Source organism: Pedobacter ginsengisoli (genome assembly GCF_002736205.1).
In the GTDB taxonomy this organism is placed as follows: Bacteria; Bacteroidota; Bacteroidia; order Sphingobacteriales; family Sphingobacteriaceae; genus Pedobacter; species Pedobacter ginsengisoli_A.
Map to the genome: position 1 here is coordinate 427,193 of NZ_CP024091.1, position 18,711 is coordinate 445,903.

At 38.5% G+C, this 18,711-nt stretch carries 14 protein-coding genes; all 14 read left to right on the top strand.

Annotation, left to right across the window (positions count from 1 at the left end):
- The first annotated feature begins 1 nt into the window (after position 1).
- The 14 genes from dgoD (at position 2) to CPT03_RS01740 (ending at position 18,370) form a co-directional block, all read left to right on the top strand.
- Positions 2 to 1,150, top strand: a complete 1,149-nt coding sequence (gene dgoD, locus CPT03_RS01670; RefSeq protein WP_099437215.1) for a galactonate dehydratase — start codon at positions 2 to 4, stop codon at positions 1,148 to 1,150.
- Positions 1,114 to 2,430, top strand: a complete 1,317-nt coding sequence (locus CPT03_RS01675) for an MFS transporter (protein WP_245869946.1) — start codon at positions 1,114 to 1,116, stop codon at positions 2,428 to 2,430. Before dgoD ends, CPT03_RS01675 begins: the two co-directional genes overlap by 37 nt.
- Positions 2,430 to 3,389: a 2-dehydro-3-deoxygalactonokinase gene (locus tag CPT03_RS01680; protein ID WP_099437217.1), complete on the top strand. Its 960-nt coding sequence runs from the start codon at positions 2,430 to 2,432 to the stop codon at positions 3,387 to 3,389. The genes CPT03_RS01675 and CPT03_RS01680 overlap by 1 nt, the downstream gene beginning before the upstream one ends.
- Positions 3,390 to 3,620: 231 nt before the next feature.
- A complete protein-coding gene (locus CPT03_RS01685; protein ID WP_099437218.1) occupies positions 3,621 to 4,205 on the top strand; it encodes an RNA polymerase sigma-70 factor in 585 nt (194 codons plus the stop codon).
- Between the two features lie 359 nt (positions 4,206 to 4,564).
- Positions 4,565 to 5,404, top strand: coding sequence for a chromate resistance protein ChrB domain-containing protein (locus CPT03_RS01695; protein WP_099437219.1), 840 nt, complete (start codon positions 4,565 to 4,567; stop codon positions 5,402 to 5,404).
- 62 nt (positions 5,405 to 5,466) lie between these two features.
- On the top strand, positions 5,467 to 5,985 hold the full coding sequence (locus tag CPT03_RS01700) for a hypothetical protein (RefSeq protein ID WP_099437220.1): 519 nt from the start codon (positions 5,467 to 5,469) through the stop codon (positions 5,983 to 5,985).
- Between the two features lie 2 nt (positions 5,986 to 5,987).
- Positions 5,988 to 7,157: a chromate transporter gene (locus tag CPT03_RS01705; RefSeq protein WP_099437221.1), complete on the top strand. Its 1,170-nt coding sequence runs from the start codon at positions 5,988 to 5,990 to the stop codon at positions 7,155 to 7,157.
- Positions 7,158 to 7,609: 452 nt separating this feature from the next.
- Positions 7,610 to 8,794, top strand: coding sequence for a FecR family protein (locus CPT03_RS01710; RefSeq protein WP_099437222.1), 1,185 nt, complete (start codon positions 7,610 to 7,612; stop codon positions 8,792 to 8,794).
- A gap of 306 nt (positions 8,795 to 9,100) precedes the next feature.
- Entirely contained in the window at positions 9,101 to 10,174 is a 1,074-nt protein-coding gene (locus CPT03_RS01715; RefSeq protein WP_172954122.1) for a SusC/RagA family TonB-linked outer membrane protein, read from the top strand.
- A gap of 20 nt (positions 10,175 to 10,194) precedes the next feature.
- Positions 10,195 to 12,396 carry a SusC/RagA family TonB-linked outer membrane protein gene (locus CPT03_RS01720; RefSeq protein WP_099437224.1) on the top strand — a complete coding sequence of 734 codons (2,202 nt, stop codon included), beginning with the start codon at positions 10,195 to 10,197 and terminating at the stop codon, positions 12,394 to 12,396.
- Positions 12,397 to 12,407: 11 nt separating this feature from the next.
- Positions 12,408 to 13,898 carry a RagB/SusD family nutrient uptake outer membrane protein gene (locus tag CPT03_RS01725; protein ID WP_099437225.1) on the top strand — a complete coding sequence of 497 codons (1,491 nt, stop codon included), beginning with the start codon at positions 12,408 to 12,410 and terminating at the stop codon, positions 13,896 to 13,898.
- A 23-nt stretch (positions 13,899 to 13,921) separates the two neighbouring features.
- Entirely contained in the window at positions 13,922 to 16,660 is a 2,739-nt protein-coding gene (locus CPT03_RS01730) for an alpha/beta hydrolase family protein (RefSeq protein WP_099437226.1), read from the top strand.
- Between the two features lie 29 nt (positions 16,661 to 16,689).
- Positions 16,690 to 17,976 carry a thioredoxin family protein gene (locus CPT03_RS01735; RefSeq protein WP_099437227.1) on the top strand — a complete coding sequence of 429 codons (1,287 nt, stop codon included), beginning with the start codon at positions 16,690 to 16,692 and terminating at the stop codon, positions 17,974 to 17,976.
- A gap of 1 nt (position 17,977) precedes the next feature.
- Positions 17,978 to 18,370, top strand: coding sequence for a helix-turn-helix domain-containing protein (locus tag CPT03_RS01740; RefSeq protein WP_099437228.1), 393 nt, complete (start codon positions 17,978 to 17,980; stop codon positions 18,368 to 18,370).
- The last annotated feature ends 341 nt before the right edge of the window (positions 18,371 to 18,711 follow it).

Genomic DNA, 18,711 nt, shown 5'->3' on the forward strand with positions numbered 1-18,711 from the left:
TATGAAAATTAGAAGCTACGAATTATTCCAGGTGCCGCCAAGGTGGCTGTTTTTAAAAATTGAAACCGATGAGGGTATTGTTGGGTGGGGTGAACCTGTTATTGAAGGTAAAGCAGCCACAGTAAAGGCTGCAGTTGATGAGTTAATGGAGTATCTGATTGGTAAGAATCCAATGGATATTGAAGATCATTGGAATGTGATGTACAGGGCTGGTTTTTATCGTGGTGGTCCAATTCTGATGAGCGCCATAGCAGGAATAGATCAGGCATTATGGGATATTAAGGGGAAGTTTTACAATGCACCGGTTCATCAGTTGCTAGGTGGAAAGGCCAGGGATAAGATGAAAGTATATTCATGGATTGGTGGGGACCGCCCTGCTGATGTGGGACTTGCCGCAAAGAAAATGGCTGAGCAAGGTTTTTTAGCGGTAAAGATGAATGCTACTGAAGAGCTTCAGTATGTTGATAGTTATGATAAGATAGATGAAGCCATAAAACGCATTGCTGCGGTAAGAGAGGCTGTTGGGCCTGCTTTTGGAATTGGAATAGATTTTCATGGCCGCGTACATAAACCTATGGCTAAAATTTTGGCTAAGGAGATGGAGCAGTACCGCCCAATGTTTATTGAAGAACCGGTATTGCCAGAAAATAATGAAGACCTTAGAGAGATAGCCAATCATGTTTCTATTCCAATAGCTACGGGTGAAAGGATGTTCTCGAAGTGGCAGTTTAAAACATTGCTTAAAGAAGGATATGCCGATATTATTCAGCCCGATGTTTCTCATGCAGGTGGAATTACCGAATGTAAAAAGATCATTTCAATGGCAGAGGCCTTTGATGTTGCTGCGGCACCACACTGCCCTCTGGGACCTATTGCTTTGGCAGCCTGCCTGCAGGTTGATGCAACTTGCCATAATGCTTTTATCCAGGAGCAAAGTTTAGGGATACACTATAACCAGGGTAGCGACTTGCTGGATTATTTAACTGATAAAACTGTTTTTGAGTACGAAAATGGCTATGTAAACATTCCTGATAAGCCTGGGTTGGGAATTGAAATTAATGAAGAGCATGTTAGAAAAATGGCTGCCATTGGACACAACTGGAGAAATCCTGTTTGGCGACATCAGGATGGGAGTGTTGCGGAATGGTAAAGCCAACAAAAATCCGCTACCAGATTCTTTTTCTGATTTTTGTTAACGTAGTTATCAATTACATGGACAGGAGTAACCTGGCCGTTGCAGCTTCTGAGATCAGCAAAGAATTTAAGTTTTCGTCAGTGCAAATGGGGCTGATCTTTTCTGCCTTTAGCTGGACCTATCTGCTGTTTCAAATTCCCGGAGGAATATTGGTTAACCGCTTTAGTCCGCGTATTTTATATGCAGTTAGTCTTATCACTTGGTCTTTTGCAACTGTTGTACAAGGCTTTGCAAAAGGGTTTACTACGCTGTTCGGTCTTAGAATGGCTACCGGAGCATTTGAGGCTCCTGCATTTCCTATTAACAACAGGGTTGTAAGTAATTGGTTTCCTGATAATGAAAGGGCATCGGCTATTGCTGTTTATACATCAGGACAGTTCCTTGGTTTGGCCTTTTTGATGCCAATACTTTCTAAAATTCAATTTTATGTGGGTTGGAAGGGGTTGTTTGTAGTAACAGGCTTAATAGGTGTGTTGTGGGGAATTGTATGGTACGTTTTTTACCGTGATCCTTTAAAACATTCAAAAGTAAATGAAGCCGAGCTTAAACTTATAGAGAGCGGGGGTGGTTTAATGGATGGAAAATCTGTTGCTGATGCAGATTCAAAAAAGAAGTTTAAATGGGCAGATCTGAAAGAAGTATTGTCGCACCGCAAATTATGGGGCATATACATAGGCCAGTTCGCTGTTAATTCTACCTTGTGGTTTTTCCTTACCTGGTTTCCTAAGTATCTGGTAGATTACAGGGGTCTTGATTTTATCAAATCGGGGTACTGGGCATCAATACCATATCTGGCAGCATTTGCCGGTGTGCTTTGTTCTGGGTTTTTATCTGATTATCTGATTAAAAAAGGCGTGTCGGCCGCAAAGGCGCGTAAAAGGCCAATAATTATAGGGCTTTTAATATCCGTGTTTATCCTTGGGGCCAACTTTGTTGATACCCCCGGCCTAATCATATTCTTTATGGCCTTATCCTTTTTTGGGGTAGGCTTTGCATCCATTACCTGGATTTTTGTGTCCAGTCTTGCACCAACGCACCTCATTAATATAACCGGTGGGGTATTCAATTTTATAGGGCAGCTTTCGGGGATAATTGTACCAATTGTTATCGGTTTTCTGGCCAGCGGTGGTAATTTTGCCCCGGCATTAATCTTTATCGCAGTTTTAGGATTAATGGGAGCATGCTCATATATTTTTTTGGTTGGTAATGTGGAACGGATTAAATCAAAAAATTGATGGATTATTTTTTTAGTTGTGATTGGGGAACAAGTTCTTTCAGGCTTCGTCTGATTCGCGCAAGTGATCTTGTGGTTATTGCCGAAACAAAAAGTAGTCGTGGAATTTCTGATACCTATAAACTTTGGCAGCAAACATCGACATTATCACTGCGCTCAGATTTTTATGCAAATATTGTAAAAGACGAAATAAAATTTTTGCAGCAAGATTTAAGTATGCCTACAGATGGTATTCCTGTTTTGTTTTCGGGGATGGCATCATCTACAATTGGAATGGTAGACCTGCCTTATAAAAGGTTGCCATTTAACCTAGACGGTTCTGATCTGAAAATAGAGTTTATTACAAACAGTGCGGCAGCCAATCCGTTTGTAGTTATTTCCGGAGCATGTACTGATTGTGATGTAATGCGCGGTGAGGAAACTAAAATTGTAGGTTGCCAGTCGCTGTTGGATAATAGCGATCAGGAGCAATTGTTAATTCTGCCGGGAACTCATCCTAAGCATATTGTGGTAAAAAATAACCAGGCCATTGACTTTAAAACCTATATGACCGGTGAGTTTTTTAACCTTCTTTCTGTTGACAGTATCCTTTCTGCTTCTGTAGCAGAAGGAGGAGATTTAGACGATCCTCAAAATCAGGATAGCTTTATAGAGGGGGTTAGGGCAAGCAGGCATTCGAATCTATTACATGCCAGTTTTATGGTAAGGACCAATCAGGTGCTTAAAAATATTCCTCCTACACAGAACTTTCACTATTTAAGTGGCCTGTTGATTGGTACAGAGTTAGGTGGCTTAAAACCAGATGTACCGATATACCTGGTTGGTGGAGCTGTACATGCTTCTTTGTATAAATTGGCTTGTAATGAGCTTAATTTAAGGGTTAACATGGAGATTGACGCAGATCTTGCGCTTATTAAAGGGCAGCAGGCTATTTTTTCGAGGCTTACCGGCCAATATTAAAATAAACTTTATTTTGTTTGCTACGAGTTATACTAGATAGCCACTTTTTTTTGTGTTGGTTATTGGATAATTCGGCGAACCATCAGCGTTCTAACACATAGCACGGTAGTTTTTTTTCTAACGTCCGGATTAAGCTAATATAGGCATAACTTGTTTGCAATTTTTTGTTGTTACAGTGTAAACACTATATCGTGGTTTTTATATAGCTTTACAGAAAGGGACTTATTTTTCATGGTTATTTATAGTAAATATTCTGATCAGGAGTTGATGGCTTTGCTAAAGCAGGGCGATCATATGGCTTATACAGAGCTGTTTAACCGGTATTGGAATAAATTGCTGGCTGTTGCATATAACCATACCCGGGATAAATCTGATGCCGAAGAGATTGTACAGGATGTTTTTGTGAGCCTATGGAATAAGCGGGAGCAGATAGATGTTCTTGTTGTGGAGCGATACCTGGCTACAGCCGTTAAGTTTACTGTTTTTAACAATTATTACCGTAAGCGCAAACGCAGTACTGATATGATCAGTAAAATGCCTTATCAGGAAAGTTATGAAATAGAAGATGAGATTGCTGCCCGCTTTTTGCAGGAGCAGGTGGATGCCATTGTTACAACCCTGCCCGAAAAATGTAGACTGGTGTTTAAATACAGTAGAGAAACAGGGCTAAAGAATCATGAGATCGCTAAAGAAATGGGGATTTCTGAAAAAACAGTTGAAGCCCATTTGGGTAAGGCTTTAAAAACATTAAAAGGGAATCTGCCAGATACTGGTGCTTTGCTTGTTTTGCTGGCGGAATTGTTAAGCAAAAAATAATATCCATGCATATAGAAACACGAAAATTGCATCCAATCAATATGCTCTAATCAAAACAGCCTTATTGCAAAAGGGCAAGCCAATACCGGAAAATGATATATGGATAGCCGCAGTCTCTAAGCAATTTGACCTGAAGTTACATACGAAGGATGGGCACTTTAAGGAAATTAACCGCCTAAATTTACAGAGTTGGTAACCTTTGGCTAATCAACGAGAATACACCGAGCCAGTAAAAGAGCTTAAAATGTGCCTTTAAAGAATATAAACCAAAATAATGTAAATAACATCTTTTGATGGTGGGTTTTTACATCGTTTAATGGCGGGATATAAATCTCATTTATTCTAATTAGTTTTGATTTATGAACTGGATCACCCGCGAAAGACCGAAGATTGACCGGATTGCCTGTCCCTGGCTAATCAGGAATTTTATTGATCCACAGGCGCAGTTTTATTATGTGCCTTTTGATACCGTGATCGAAAAAGCAGAAGAACTGAATGCAACTCCATTTGACGTATTAGGCGTTGAACTGACTCATAAAAATGGCTTGTGTACTTTTGATGCTTTGATGGAGAAATATAAGCTTGATGATCCAGCCTTGCAGATCATGGCTCCCATTATAAGGGCTGCGGATACTGATCAGCATGGCCTTGCGAGCCAGGCTTCAGGATTATGGGCGATAGCAGCAGGAATGGCTTATAATATCAAAGATGACCAAGAGCTGCTCAAAGCCGGTATGATGATCTATAATGCATTATATACCTGGGCCAAACATCTCCAGAATGTCAGACATACCGAAAGCCCGGTTGAGCAGTTACTGGTCGATGTCTACCAGAAATACCTGAAGAAAGGTAATGGGGCTAAGATCCCCACCTGGGCAAAAGAACTGAAAACCATTATACAGGATCAGATCGATACAAACCTGGCACTAAGCCTTACCGGAATCTCTACTGAACTGAATATTAACCCCGCCTATGTGTCGAGGGAATTTTCCAAATACTTCGACAATCTTTCCTTTGGTGAATATATCCGGAAACTGCGTATTGAAAAAGCAATCACCTTTATGGAGACCTCGGAATACGCTTTATCTGAAATCGCCTACCTGACCGGGTTTTCTGACCAGAGCCACTTTACCCGGATCTTTAAACTGGAAACGGGCTTTACCCCCTCTGAATTTAAGAAAAACAGGAACAAAAAGTAAGTTCTGTACCAAGAGTAAATCCTGTTCTATTTTGGCTTGCCGGAATGATGTAGCATTGTGCTATGCAAACACAAGTACATAAAATTCTTGCAGGGGTGATACTACTAGTCATTACCACAGTTTCCAGCACCTTTGCTCAAGCGACCCAGACTTATCCAAAGCTGGCAGGCTATGTAGGTATCGTCCATCCTATAGTTACCTTCAGCTCTGATGGGACGCACACCAACTTTAAGGACAGTTACACCGTAGGCATGCCTACTGGCATCAACATCTGGAAAAGCGCCAAAATCGGTTTCTCCAGTGAGATCGTGCCTACGATCAAAGCAACCAGCAGCAGCAGCAAGGTGAGTAATGTCCTGTTCCATCCTGGAATTTTAGTTGCCTTGGGCAGTGGCTTTACTTTCGCCGGTCGGGCAGCCTTCGAAACATCCGGTCGATATGGGCTAACTCCGGTCATCAACAAGACCGTTAAAAAGAATAAAGGAAGCAGTTATTTTGTAGCAATCCCACTACCCGCAAGGTTTGGCAACGACCAGCCATCCTCATTCGGCATTGGCTTTCAGTTTGGTATCGCTTTTTAATCATGGAAAAACAGCAGCCAAACTACAAACTGACCGATCTGGTTCTCTATTTCCTGAAACTAGGTACCTGGGGCTTTGGTGGCCCTGTTGCGCTGGTCGGATATATGAACCGTGATCTTGTTGAAAATAAAGGATGGTTAACCGAAGAAGAGTATAAAGAAGGCCTGGCACTTGCCCAACTGGCACCAGGGCCGCTTGCCGCTCAACTGGGCATTTATATCGGCTTTGTCCATTACCGCTTTTTGGGCGCGACACTTGTCGGTCTTGCTTTTGTTCTGCCTTCTTTTGGTATGGTCGTCCTTTTGGGAATGGCTTATAAACTTTATAGTGGCTTGTCATGGATGCAGTCCGTGTTTTATGGGGTAAGCGCTTCAGTGATCGGTATTATTGCCATTAGTGCTTATAAACTGACCATTAAGTCTGTAAGTGACCTTAGTATTATCACCATGAAATCCAAGTGGTTGCTCTGGTTGTTTTACCTGTTAGGTATAGTGGTTACGGTAGTTACCCAAAAAGAAGACATCCTTCTTTTTGCTGGATGCGGTATCTTTTATATGCTGGTCAAAGCACCGCCCAAATGGATCAGGAAACGTACCGTCTTACCTGCACTGATCTTGACCGGAACTGGGTTTTGGCAATATGAGGGAAAGACTTTGCAGGAACTCGGCTGGTTCTTTTTAAAAGCAGGTGCATTGGTCTTTGGCAGTGGTCTTGCCGTTGTGCCTTTTCTGCATAGCGGTGCTGTGGATCAATATCACTGGCTGAATGAGCAGGAGTTTGTCGATGCAGTGGCGGTAGCCATGATCACGCCTGGACCAGTTGTCATCACTGTTGCGTTTATCGGATACCTGGTAGCAGGCTTTCCGGGGGCGTGTGTGGCCGCCTTTGCTACTTTCCTGCCTTGCTATCTGTTTACTGTGGCATTTGCCCCTTCCTTTAAAAAGATCGCAAAGAATGCAAGCATCAAAGAGTTTGTAAACGGCATCACAGCTGTGGTCGTTGGCGCTCTGGTCGGCGCCGTAATCATTATTGCCAGCCGGGCCATTGTCGATATCCCGACAACCGTCATCGCATTGGGAGCCGGACTAGTGTTGGTGTATAGCAAAAAAATCAAGGAGCCACAGATCATATTGCTGGCCGCCATAATCGGTTTAATGATCAAAGGATTCTAATACAATAGAGGTTCCGACGTATGATGATTGACTTTTTACATCATTTAATGGCGGGATAATTAGATTTAACTAACTTACTAACAGGTATTTATAAATAATAAATACCCATCTTTTAAGGTTTGGATAATTTTGCCCCATTATTCAGAAAAAACGATAATGATCACAAAACCTGTAAGAAAGATCGGCATGAGTGATCTATTGTACTATCAAATGAAAAAGGCAGGAAACTGGTGAAGGCCAAAAGCAAATCGAGTAACGCATCTGTTACATATCCCTAAGTAAAATCGAAAAAAGTGGTCTTCTCTTACTGAAAGGGCATATGTCCCGCCATTAAACGATGTAAAAAACCGCCATCAAAAGATGTTATTTACAAATAATTTAATTTTTTTCGAAAACGACTAAGGGTAAAAGTAGCTGAGCGGGTACATCACAGTATAGACCCCAACTGTAAGATGGAAAATCAGCGACTGGACGAGTTAATAGAAAAGTATATTCTTAAAACTGCTACAATACAAGAGCAGCAGGAATTGCTTGATTGGTACAATACCGAAAACGGTGAAGAGATTGCATGGTTATCTGAGCAGCTCAACGAGGAGGTATTGGTAAAACAACGTCTTCTTTTGAATATCAACAAGCAGATACAGCCAAAATCAAAATCAGTTAAACTTTGCCCACGTATTGCTGCGGCAGCAGCTATTCTTTTGGTTGCGGGCGCTGGTCTATTCTTTTTTAATAGCGATCGCGGGATCCAGAAACAAGTTCAGGATGACGTGGCTGTTAATGACATTGCCCCAGGAAAAAACACTGCTACTATAACATTAGCCAATGGTAAAACCATACAACTGAGCGATGCTAAAACCGGAGTTATTATAGATGCTACTAGCCTGAAGTATAACGATAACACACAAGTTAACACGTCTGCTATAACCGGTCGTCATCCTGAACTTGTTTCAGGACCCCGCACTGTGCAAACCCCTCGCGGAGGAACCTATCAAATCACATTGCCGGATGGCACCAAAGTATGGCTAAACGCTGCTTCTTCACTCTCATTCCCATCAACTTTTCAAGGATTAGGTAACCGAAAAGTTGAACTAAGCGGCGAAGCCTACTTTGAGGTAGCAAAAGATAAAACCCACGCTTTTATAGTAACTACAGAAAAACAAGAAGTAGAGGTATTGGGCACACATTTTAACATTAACAGCTACGCGGATGAACCCAACACCAAAACCACTTTACTTGAAGGGTCTGTGCGCGTTGCTTATGCGCCCCGTCATCCTGAATTTATTTCAGGATCTCACACTAGCAAGTCCACCATGGATGAGGTAATCCTGAAACCTAATCAGCAAGCCATTCTTACTGACAACACTAACATAACCGTTAAACAAGTTGACCCCGAAGATGCCATTGCCTGGAAAAACGGATACTTCATGTTCAATACCGAAACCTTACAAGAAGTAATGAACAAAGTTGCCAGATGGTACGATGTTAATGTTCAATACCAAAACCCGGAAGTAAAGAAGCTGAAGTTTAGCGGAACCATGTCAAGATATGATAACATCAGTCAAATCCTGAAGAAGATAGCTGCAATCAGTAATGTAAGTTATTCCATCAAAGGGAAAACAGTTTTTTTAAAGTAGAACCATCCTGTAATAAATAAATATCAACTAAACCAAACCAACCAATGATCAGAAAAGAACAAAACAGTACTTAAAGCAGGAAATACAGGAATTTCATTCAGGTAAAAAAATAACCGGAAGCGCTAGTAACACTCCCGGTCGGTTTCTGAATGGAAATAAAATGGTCTATTAAACAATTTTTAAATCTTAAATCAGATACATCAAATGTACACTATTTACGATAATAATCGATGCACCAATAAGCATCGGTTATCTAAAATCCTGCTGGTTATGAAATTGAGTATTTTCATACTAATAGCATCCCTAATGCAAGTAAGCGCGGCTGGTTTTGCACAGAAAATTACGCTGAGCCAAGACAAAGCCTCGCTAAAACAAATCTTTGCTGAAATTAAAAAGCAAATCGGATACGATGTATTCTATCAGGCAGGCAAAGTAAAAGAAGATAAGGTTATTAAAGCTAATTTTTTAAACACACCACTAGAACAGGTGATGGAAAAGTGCCTTGAAGGGCAGCCGCTATCATTTACCATAGATGAAAAAACGGTGTTGATTAAGGAAAAAGAACCCACCTTTCTGGAACGCCTGGCTGATCGCTGGGCTGCTATTGACGTGCATGGTAGGGTGGTGGATCAGGAAGGGAAACCGTTATCGGGAGCAACAGTAAAGTTTAAAGGCACAGGAAAGAGTGTAAGTACAAATGCTAAAGGGGAGTTTTACATAGAGAAGATTGAGGAGGGTGCTATACTGGTGGTGAGTTTTATTGGGTATCAAAACAAAGAAGTAACCTCGCAAAAGGAAATGGGCAACATAATACTTCAACAAAGCGACAGTAAACTAGATGAGGTTCAGGTGATTGCGTATGGAACAACAACACAACGGTTGAGTACTGGGAATATATCTACGGTAAGGGCAGCTGATATTGAAAAGCAGCCTGTAACTAATCCGTTGCTTGCTTTACAAGGAAGAGTCACAGGAGTATTGATAACCCAAAATAACGGTATGAGTGGAAGTGGTGTAACTGTCCGTATTCAAGGACAGAATAGTATCGGGAAAGGCAACGATCCATTTTTTGTAATTGATGGTGTTCCATATGTTTCCCAAATGCTAAGCACAGTACGAGGTGGGCCTTTAGGAGGTTCTGGAGGTGCTGATCTTGGACAAGGTGGTCCTCTTGGGGGTAGTCCATTGACATACATTAATCCATTAGATATAGAAAACATAGAAGTATTAAAAGATGCAGATGCTACTGCAATTTATGGATCTAGAGCTGCAAATGGAGCTATCTTAATTACAACTAAAAAAGCGAAGGCCGGTGATCTGACGATTGGTCTCAATATGTATAACGGTTGGGGGTCGTTTCAAGGAAGTTGGGTCTACTGAATACACAACAATATCTTGAGATGAGAACAGAGGCATTTAAAAATGAGAATAATACACCAAGTTCTAATCCTGTCGATCCAAATTATGCGCCTGATTTAAAGATATGGGATACCAAAAGCTTTACCGACTGGCAAAATGAATTAATAGGTAGGACAGCCAATTATGATCACATTGATCTTAGTGCTTCCGGGGGTACAAGTAACATTCAATACTTGATCAGTACGACATACCATAAACAAACCTCCGTTTTTCCATCTGATTTTGATGATTCAAGAGTCTCTTTACATTTTAACATTAATAGTATTTCTACTAATAAGAAATTAAAGATTCAACTTTCCGGAAACTACTTAATTGATAATAATTTGTTGCCACAAACAGACATAACAGTTACAGCACTACTGTTAGCACCGAATGCACCTTCTTTATATAATGATGATAGAAGTCTAAACTGGATGCCAAATAGCATAGGGAACTCGACATGGACCAATCCACTGTCTGTTTTTGAGTTGACGTACTCAAACAAAACTAGAAATCTAATTGGAAATAGTGTTGTTTCTTATAAGATTCTGAAGAATATTGAGTTTAAGACAAATCTTGGATATACAGATTTGCAAACTAATGAGTATTTTGGAACCCCGCTAACCACATTTAAACCAGAGAGAAGATCTATAAGCACTAGAACCGCTTCTTACACTAACAGTATATTCACTTCGTGGATTGTGGAACCACAGCTGAATTTTGAGCAGTTTATTGCTCAAGGAAAGCTCAATATCTTGATCGGAGCTACTTTTCAAGAAAATACAAGTGATGGACAACGCTTGCAAGGTCGAGGATATTCAAGTGATCAAACATTAGAGGATATTAAATCAGCATCGGATATTAGTATCGGATCAACTTTGTCTACCAAGTATAGATATAACGCCTATTTTTCAAGATTTAGCTATAATTGGCAGGACAAATACTTAATAAATCTCGTAGCAAGAAGAGATGGAAGTAGTCGATTTGGAAAGGAAAATCTGTTTCATAATTTTGGGAGCATAGGTCTCGGTTGGGTATTGAGTAATGAAGAATCGCTAAAGAAAGGTAGTGCTATTATAAGCTTTTTAAAACTCAGAACTAGCTATGGAATAACTGGTAATGACCAAATAGGAGAATATCAAACATTAAGTCTTTTTAAGCCAAATAATCTTCCTAATCCTTATCAACAGACCACCGGACTTACGATTGATAATCTTCCCAATCCTTACTTGCAATGGGAAGTAACAAGAAAGATGAATTTTGGTTTGGATTTAGGCCTTATAAAAGATAGAATATTAGTTAATGCAAATTACTTTATTAATAGGTCTTCTAATCAATTACTCCCATTTACTCTACCTGTTATGACCGGTTTTGGAAGTATCACAAGTAATTTTCCAGCAAAAGTTCAAAATTCTGGGTGGGAGATTTCATTAAATACTATAAATTTTAATAGAAAAAAGTTCAATTGGTCAAGTAATCTCAACTTTACAGCAGTTAGAAATAAACTTTTGTCTTTCCCAAATATTGAGAATACTTCATATGGCTTCTTGTATCAAGTGGGCCAGCCATTGAGTATCACTAAGTTATATAAGTATGCTGGAGTAAATCAACAAACAGGGACATATCAAATTTATGATCGGGAGGGAAATGTAACATCTGAACCAGACAATCTGAAAGATAAGGTTGTGGTTTTAAATACCGCACCAAAATTTGATGGAGGATTTCTAAACTCATTCAAGTATAAAGACTTTGAACTAGATATTTTTCTGCAATTTGTAAAACAAATAGGTCCCAACCTTCTATTTGGAAACACTACCTTCTTATCTCCTGGTTATTTAGCAACTGGCGCTGGTGCAGGGAATCAACCAACAACAGTTTTGGATCGGTGGCAAAAGCCAGGGGACATTGCCTCTGTTCAAAGGTTTAGCTCTAATTTTAGTGTAGCTTCAGAATTCGATAATGCAAAGTCCAGTGATGCATTTTATACTGATGCATCATTTATTAGATTGAAGAATGTATCCCTGTCATGGCATCTTCCTCATTCAATTATAAATAAAATCCACTTAAGAACAGCAAGAGTGTATATACAGGGACAAAATTTGGTAACAATTACGAAATATAAAGGATTAGACCCTGAAAGAATGAATTTAAGTTCATTGCCTTCACTGCGGGTTATAACAACAGGTATCCAATTTGGATTGTAAAAGAAAATATCATGATATTAAGTAGAAAAAATAAATCAATTAGAAAAATTAGAGACAAATGGTTTCTAATTTTGTTCTTAATCATTGCATTGTCAGGATGTAAGAAGTGGGTCGAAGTCCCGCCGCCAGTGACCTCTCTAACAGGAGAAAGCGTTTTTAAAGTTGATGCAACTGCTGCTGCAGTTTTAACTAATTTATATGCAAGGATGGGCTCATATAGCAGTATTGGATCCTATAAGAGTAGTGTTAGTTACTTGCTAGGGTTATCAGCAGATGAGTTTGTGCTTACTTCTTTTGGATCGGAGCTAGAAAATGATTATTATAAAAACCGCTTGAGGGCGAACATAGTTGGTGGAGAGTTCTGGGGCGAATTTTATAATTATATATTTATCTGTAATTCTGCAATTGAAGGAATAGAAAAATCAAATGATCTTTCCAAAGGAGTCAAAGAGCAATTATTAGGTGAGGCTAAGTTCCTTAGGGCCTTTTGTTACTTCTATCTCGTTAATATTTATGATGATGTGCCAAAGATTTTGACTACCGATTACAAAGAGAATTCTGTTCTTGCAAGATCACCAGTGCCAGAGGTATACAAACAGATAATTTCCGATTTGATGAAGGCTAGAGAGGGATTGACTGACGGATATGTTAAATCAGATGCGGAAACAAAATATACTATCGGTTCTGAAGAAAGAATTCGTCCTAACAAATGGGCGGCTATTGCCTTACTTGCTCGTGTATGTTTGTATACTAAAGATTATATCAACGCTGAAATTCTATCTACACAGATTATTAACCAGACAGCACTGTACAATGTAAAAGATGTGCCCTTAGTAAATGTCTTCCTAAAAAACAGTAAAGAAAGTATTTGGCAAGTACAACCGATTCAAAAATCACCTGGAAATACGGGAGATGCTTTTCTATTTGTAATACCTGGCTCCGGTTTTAGCGAAAATAATCCAGTTTATTTGAGTGAAGATCTGTTGAATAAATTCGAAGTCCTAGATGAGAGAAAATTCGCTTGGGTAAACATATTTTCGACGGGGAATGGTAACAATTGTTACTACGCATGCAAGTACAAGATTGCAGATATTACCTCGAATACCAAGGAGTATGTAACTGTATTGCGATTAGCAGAACAGTATCTTATTCGGGCAGAAGCACGTGCATATCAAGATGACTTGGAAGGAGCCAGAGAAGACCTAAATGTTGTAAGAAACAGAGCTGGTTTAGAAAATACCTTAGCAAATGATCGCAAATCTATTCTGAAGGCAATAATTAATGAAAGACAGTTGGAATTATTCACTGAATGGGGCCATAGATGGCTAGATATCAAAAGGACGGCTGGCTTTGAAAATTCATCAGTAAGTCTGGCCGATGAAATTATGCCTGCGATATGCACTTCAAAAGGTGGCCTTTGGACTCCGAATGCAAAGCTATTTCCAATTGTGCTAGGTGATATTCAAAACAATCCAAATTTGATTCAGAACACCGGATATTAAGTTTATTTAAATAATTTTTTTAAGTGAGAAAGAAAATACTAATTATAATTCTTGTACTAATTTACTCATCTGGATTTGGGCAGAAGCCTGTTCTTGATACGACTGCTTTTAATGGATGGCCGTATGTTAACTGCCCTTTAATTAGCAACGATGGTAAGTTTGTAAGCTATAGAATCGAAAATCAGCCAGTTAATGGTGGCACGTTGGTTATCCAAAAATTGTTTGATAAATGGAGAAAAAATATCATCGGAGGGAAACTCGAATTTTTTTCTAGTGATAGCCAGAAGGGCATCTTTACTATTAAAGATAGTTTATTTGTTTTGGAGTTTTCAGATAACAGTTTGAAATTTAAAGGTATTGTTGATTCATTTAAGTATCCTGAAATTAACAACAATGATTGGATAGCTTATCAAATCAAAGGTAGAAATGATTCTTTAATGTTATACAATATTTACACAAATGAGGTGAAGACCTACGGATCCGTAATTAATTATGGTTTTGATAGGAATGGCCAATTCTTACTGATAGAGACAAAGGCAAAGGATGAACAGATAAACGATTATTCATTACGATATATTTCACTGAAAAGTAAGAATACAAGTACAATTTGGACTAGTAAATACGGGAAGCCAGAGAGTATAAAATCTTTTGCTTTTAATGATGATGGGACACAGATTGCATTCATTGTGGGACATGCTGATAATGACTTGAATAATAACTCAATATGGATTTATAAAAATGATAGAGATGAAGCAGAAGCGGTTGTGACTGTCACCAACTTAGAGCCTAATTTCGTGATCGGATCAGATGGATTGAAATTCAACAGCCAAAGTGATAAAATATTCTTTAATCTATCAAGGATAGCAAATCATGATCTAAAAAAGACAGGATCGGCAAGTGTAGATATTTGGAATTACAAAGATGAATTACTACAATCAGAACAGGTTGGAAGAAGATCAAAGGACCAATTTCGAGCTGTAGTAAATCTCAATACTAAAATGCTAGTTCGATTAGAGGACGAGTATTCTTCATTAAGTTTTTCATCAAATAATAATAGCCCAAAAGGAAATTACCTCATAGCAGAAAAGATTAATTATTTTTCTGACTATTGGTGGCATAAAGATTTTGCTCAAAACATAGAGCTTGTTTCTACCTTGGATGGAGCTAGAAGACCAGTGCTGAATAATTCAAAACACATAATTAGAAATGTTAAATTATCTCCATCTGAGGAGTTCGTTGTTTGGTATGATCCAAACGCACATCATTACTATAGCTATGAAATTGCATCAGGGAAAATTAGAAATCTCTCAAAGGATCTTCCTTACCCACTGTTTGACAATGAAAAGTCCTCCCCGAATAAACAAGCAGCATTTGGACTGGTTGGCTGGGTTGAAGACGGCAAATCAATTTTAGTTTATGATAGATACGATATTTGGGATTTGAATCTTTTAAATGGAAGAAAACCCATAAACACAACGAATAAGTTTGGCCGTAATAATCGCATTGTTTTGGGAGTTGCAGATAATAATATTGTTAGAAACTTTAAAGAAAATGATACTGTTCTAATTGCTGGTTTTAATCGTAATACTAAAGAAAATGGCTTTTTCAAAACTGTAATTGGGAAGGGTGGAATTACTCGAAAAGGTAAAATGCAAAGCTATTCGTTTTGCATCCCGAGAACTGTACCATACGTTAAAGGGCTTGGTACTATAAGGGATTTGATAAGTGCAGGTTGGCCCATTAAAGCAAAAAACACTGATCTGTTCCTTGTTTATAGGATGAAATCCGATGAGTCGATAAACCTATTTACGACCAAAGATTTAGTAAATTTTAAAAGGATTTCAGATATACATCCTGAAACGAAGTATAATTGGATTACAGCTGAACTGCATCATTGGAAGATGCTTGATGGAAAGCCTTCTCAGGGGATTCTTTATAAACCTGAGAATTTTAGTGAAAAGAAGAAATACCCTTTGATTTTTCTCTATTATGAGGAAAAAAGTGATGGTTTACATATGTTCATGCAACCGCGTTATTCTAGCGCAATTATAGATATTCCTTATTATGTCAGTAATGGATATCTTGTGTTTGTTCCAGATATACATTTTAAGAAAGGACATATTGGGAAAGGTACAGTGAATTCTGTAGTATCTGCTGCAGCATACTTATCTAAGTATGAATGGGTTGATTCAAACAGATTAGGGATTCATGGTCAAAGTTTTGGAGGATATGAAACAAACTATTTAATAACACACTCAAATATATTCAAGGCTGCATGTGAGGGATCTGGTAGTTCCAACTTAATTAGTTCTTATAGTCAGCTTACTGGTGGACTACAAAAGGGGAGTGGTGGCAGTAGACAATCATTATTTGAGATAGATCAAAGTTTTATTGGCGTAACACCTTGGGAACGACCAGATCTTTATGTCGAGAATTCGCCTGTTTTCGGCATACAAAATGTAACTACTCCCTTATTAATTTGGCATTGTAAAGATGATGTTTCTGTACCGTTTGAACAGGGAATTGAGATGTTTTTGGGAATGCGGAGGGCAAATAAAAAGGTATGGCTATTGCAATATGATGGCGATGGACATGCTGTTGGAGGGAATAATGCTATAGATTTAACTACGCGAATGAAGCAATTTTTTGATCACTATTTAAAAAATACTCCCGCCCCAGTCTGGATGACCCGTGGCATTCCTTACAAAGATAAACAGGTTCAAGATGGACTGGAATTAGATTACTCGGGAGTACAACCTTAACACAGTTTTTAACTAAAATATTACACAAAATGAACAACTTAAAACAACTTGTCTTGCCACTGCTTTGCTTATTTGTTGGAATGGAAGTAAAATCACAAGGTATTAACTTTGAAAAAAACTTAAATTGGGATCAAATCCAAGCCAAAGCAAAGGAACAAAATAAGTATATATTCGTCGATGCCTACACCACTTGGTGTGGACCATGTAAAGCCATGAGCGCAGAAATTTTTCCTAAAAAAGAAGTTGGCGATTTTATAAACGACAAATTCATCTCAGTAAAAATCCAAATGGATAAAACCAAATCAGACGATGAATTCATTAAAAGCTGGTATGCAGATGCGAAATCACTTGATCAGCAATACAATATCACTGCATATCCCACAATACTGTTCTTTTCTCCTGAAGGCAACCTAGCAGGCAGATCTGTTGGCTATAAAAATGCTAATAAGCTTATCGCCGAAGTAAAGAAAGCGATTGCCGGTTCAGAAGAATTCAGGATACTCTATGAGCAGTATAAGAATGCAAAAAGAGATTCTGGATTTGTTAAAAAACTCGTTGAGTTGGGACAACAAATAGGACAAACATCGATTTCAAAAGCAATTGCTCAACAATATATTCGCAGTTTAAATAATCAGGAATTATTTAAAAAGGAAAATCTCCTATTTGTTCATCGGTTTACCACATCTCCAAATGATTTTGGTTTTAAGATATTCAGAAAGGAAGGCAAGATGGTTAATATTGTTCTTGGAGCCAATACCGCTGAGACGAAGGTGAGAGAAGTAATTATCAAAGAAGAAATAGACCCTATTGTTAAAGATCAAACAAAGATTCCAGATTGGGTAAATATTGAAAAAACCATTAGAAGCAAGTACGGGGCGATTGGCTTAGAGGCTTATTATGGAGAACGGATGGGATTTGCTTCGGAAAAAAAGGATTGGACCAATTTTGGTAAATTTTATGCTCTTTATTATACAACGGCTTATAGTCGAAGTAAATTTCACATCAATAATATATCATGGCCGATCTTTGAATATGTAAATGATCCAAAGGTGCTGGATATAGCCATTAAAACTATGAAATATGATATTGAGCATTTTGATCAAAAGAGTCTCCAGGCTTTTGATACCTATGCAAATTTGCTCTACAAATCAGGCAAGAAGCAAGAAGCTATTGAGTGGGAAAGTAAAGCTTTACGACTTGAAGAGGAAAATGCTTTGAAAAATAATAGCAAGCCAAATCCTGTTTTCGGTGAAACATTAGAGAAAATGAAGACAGGCGTTCCCACCTGGCCATTAGTAGAACCTAAAAAGCAATGACATGTTTTTAGACAGTCAAATAGAAGCGCTCATCATATCTCATTTTGACGAGACTGAATTACCCTCGGATTTGAGGGTAATTCAGAAGCTTGAACAACTATTGAAAGGACATTTTAAGACTCATAAGAAACTAGAGTTTTATAGTGAAAGTATAGGTGTTTCATTAAGACGCTTAAATGCAATATGCATTAATCATTTACAAAAAAGCCTTTATGAGCTTATACAAGAGCAACGTCTTAACGAAAGTTTAAAGCTTTTAAAATTTACTGAACTATCAGTTAAGGAGATCGCCTATTACTTAGAATTTAGTGGTCCTCCTTATTTTGTGCGGTATTTTAAAAAGAAGACCGGGCAGACGCCTCGCCAGTATAGAATAAAAACAAAAGAATTATAAACAAATCGATAGCAAGAGATCTCTCCTATCGTCGAGATGACGGGGGAACTACAGGCTAAGATAATCATATACACAATACGTACGATAAAAGCACAAAAATGATGCTTATGGCTACATCCATGTCAAATTTTTGGAATTGTTAAGGTTTTAATAGAAGATAGGAGTGTGAGATTATACTAGATCTGCAGCGAGTTTTTAAGAATATTTAGTGGAATTAGGCTTGGGGTGATGGAAGATAATTGATAGCATTGTGTAAGCAAAGAGGGGAATAAGGTGAGTACGAGTGTTTATTTAGGAGAGGTTATATGTTAAAAAATGCCTGATAGATTAATCCATCAGGC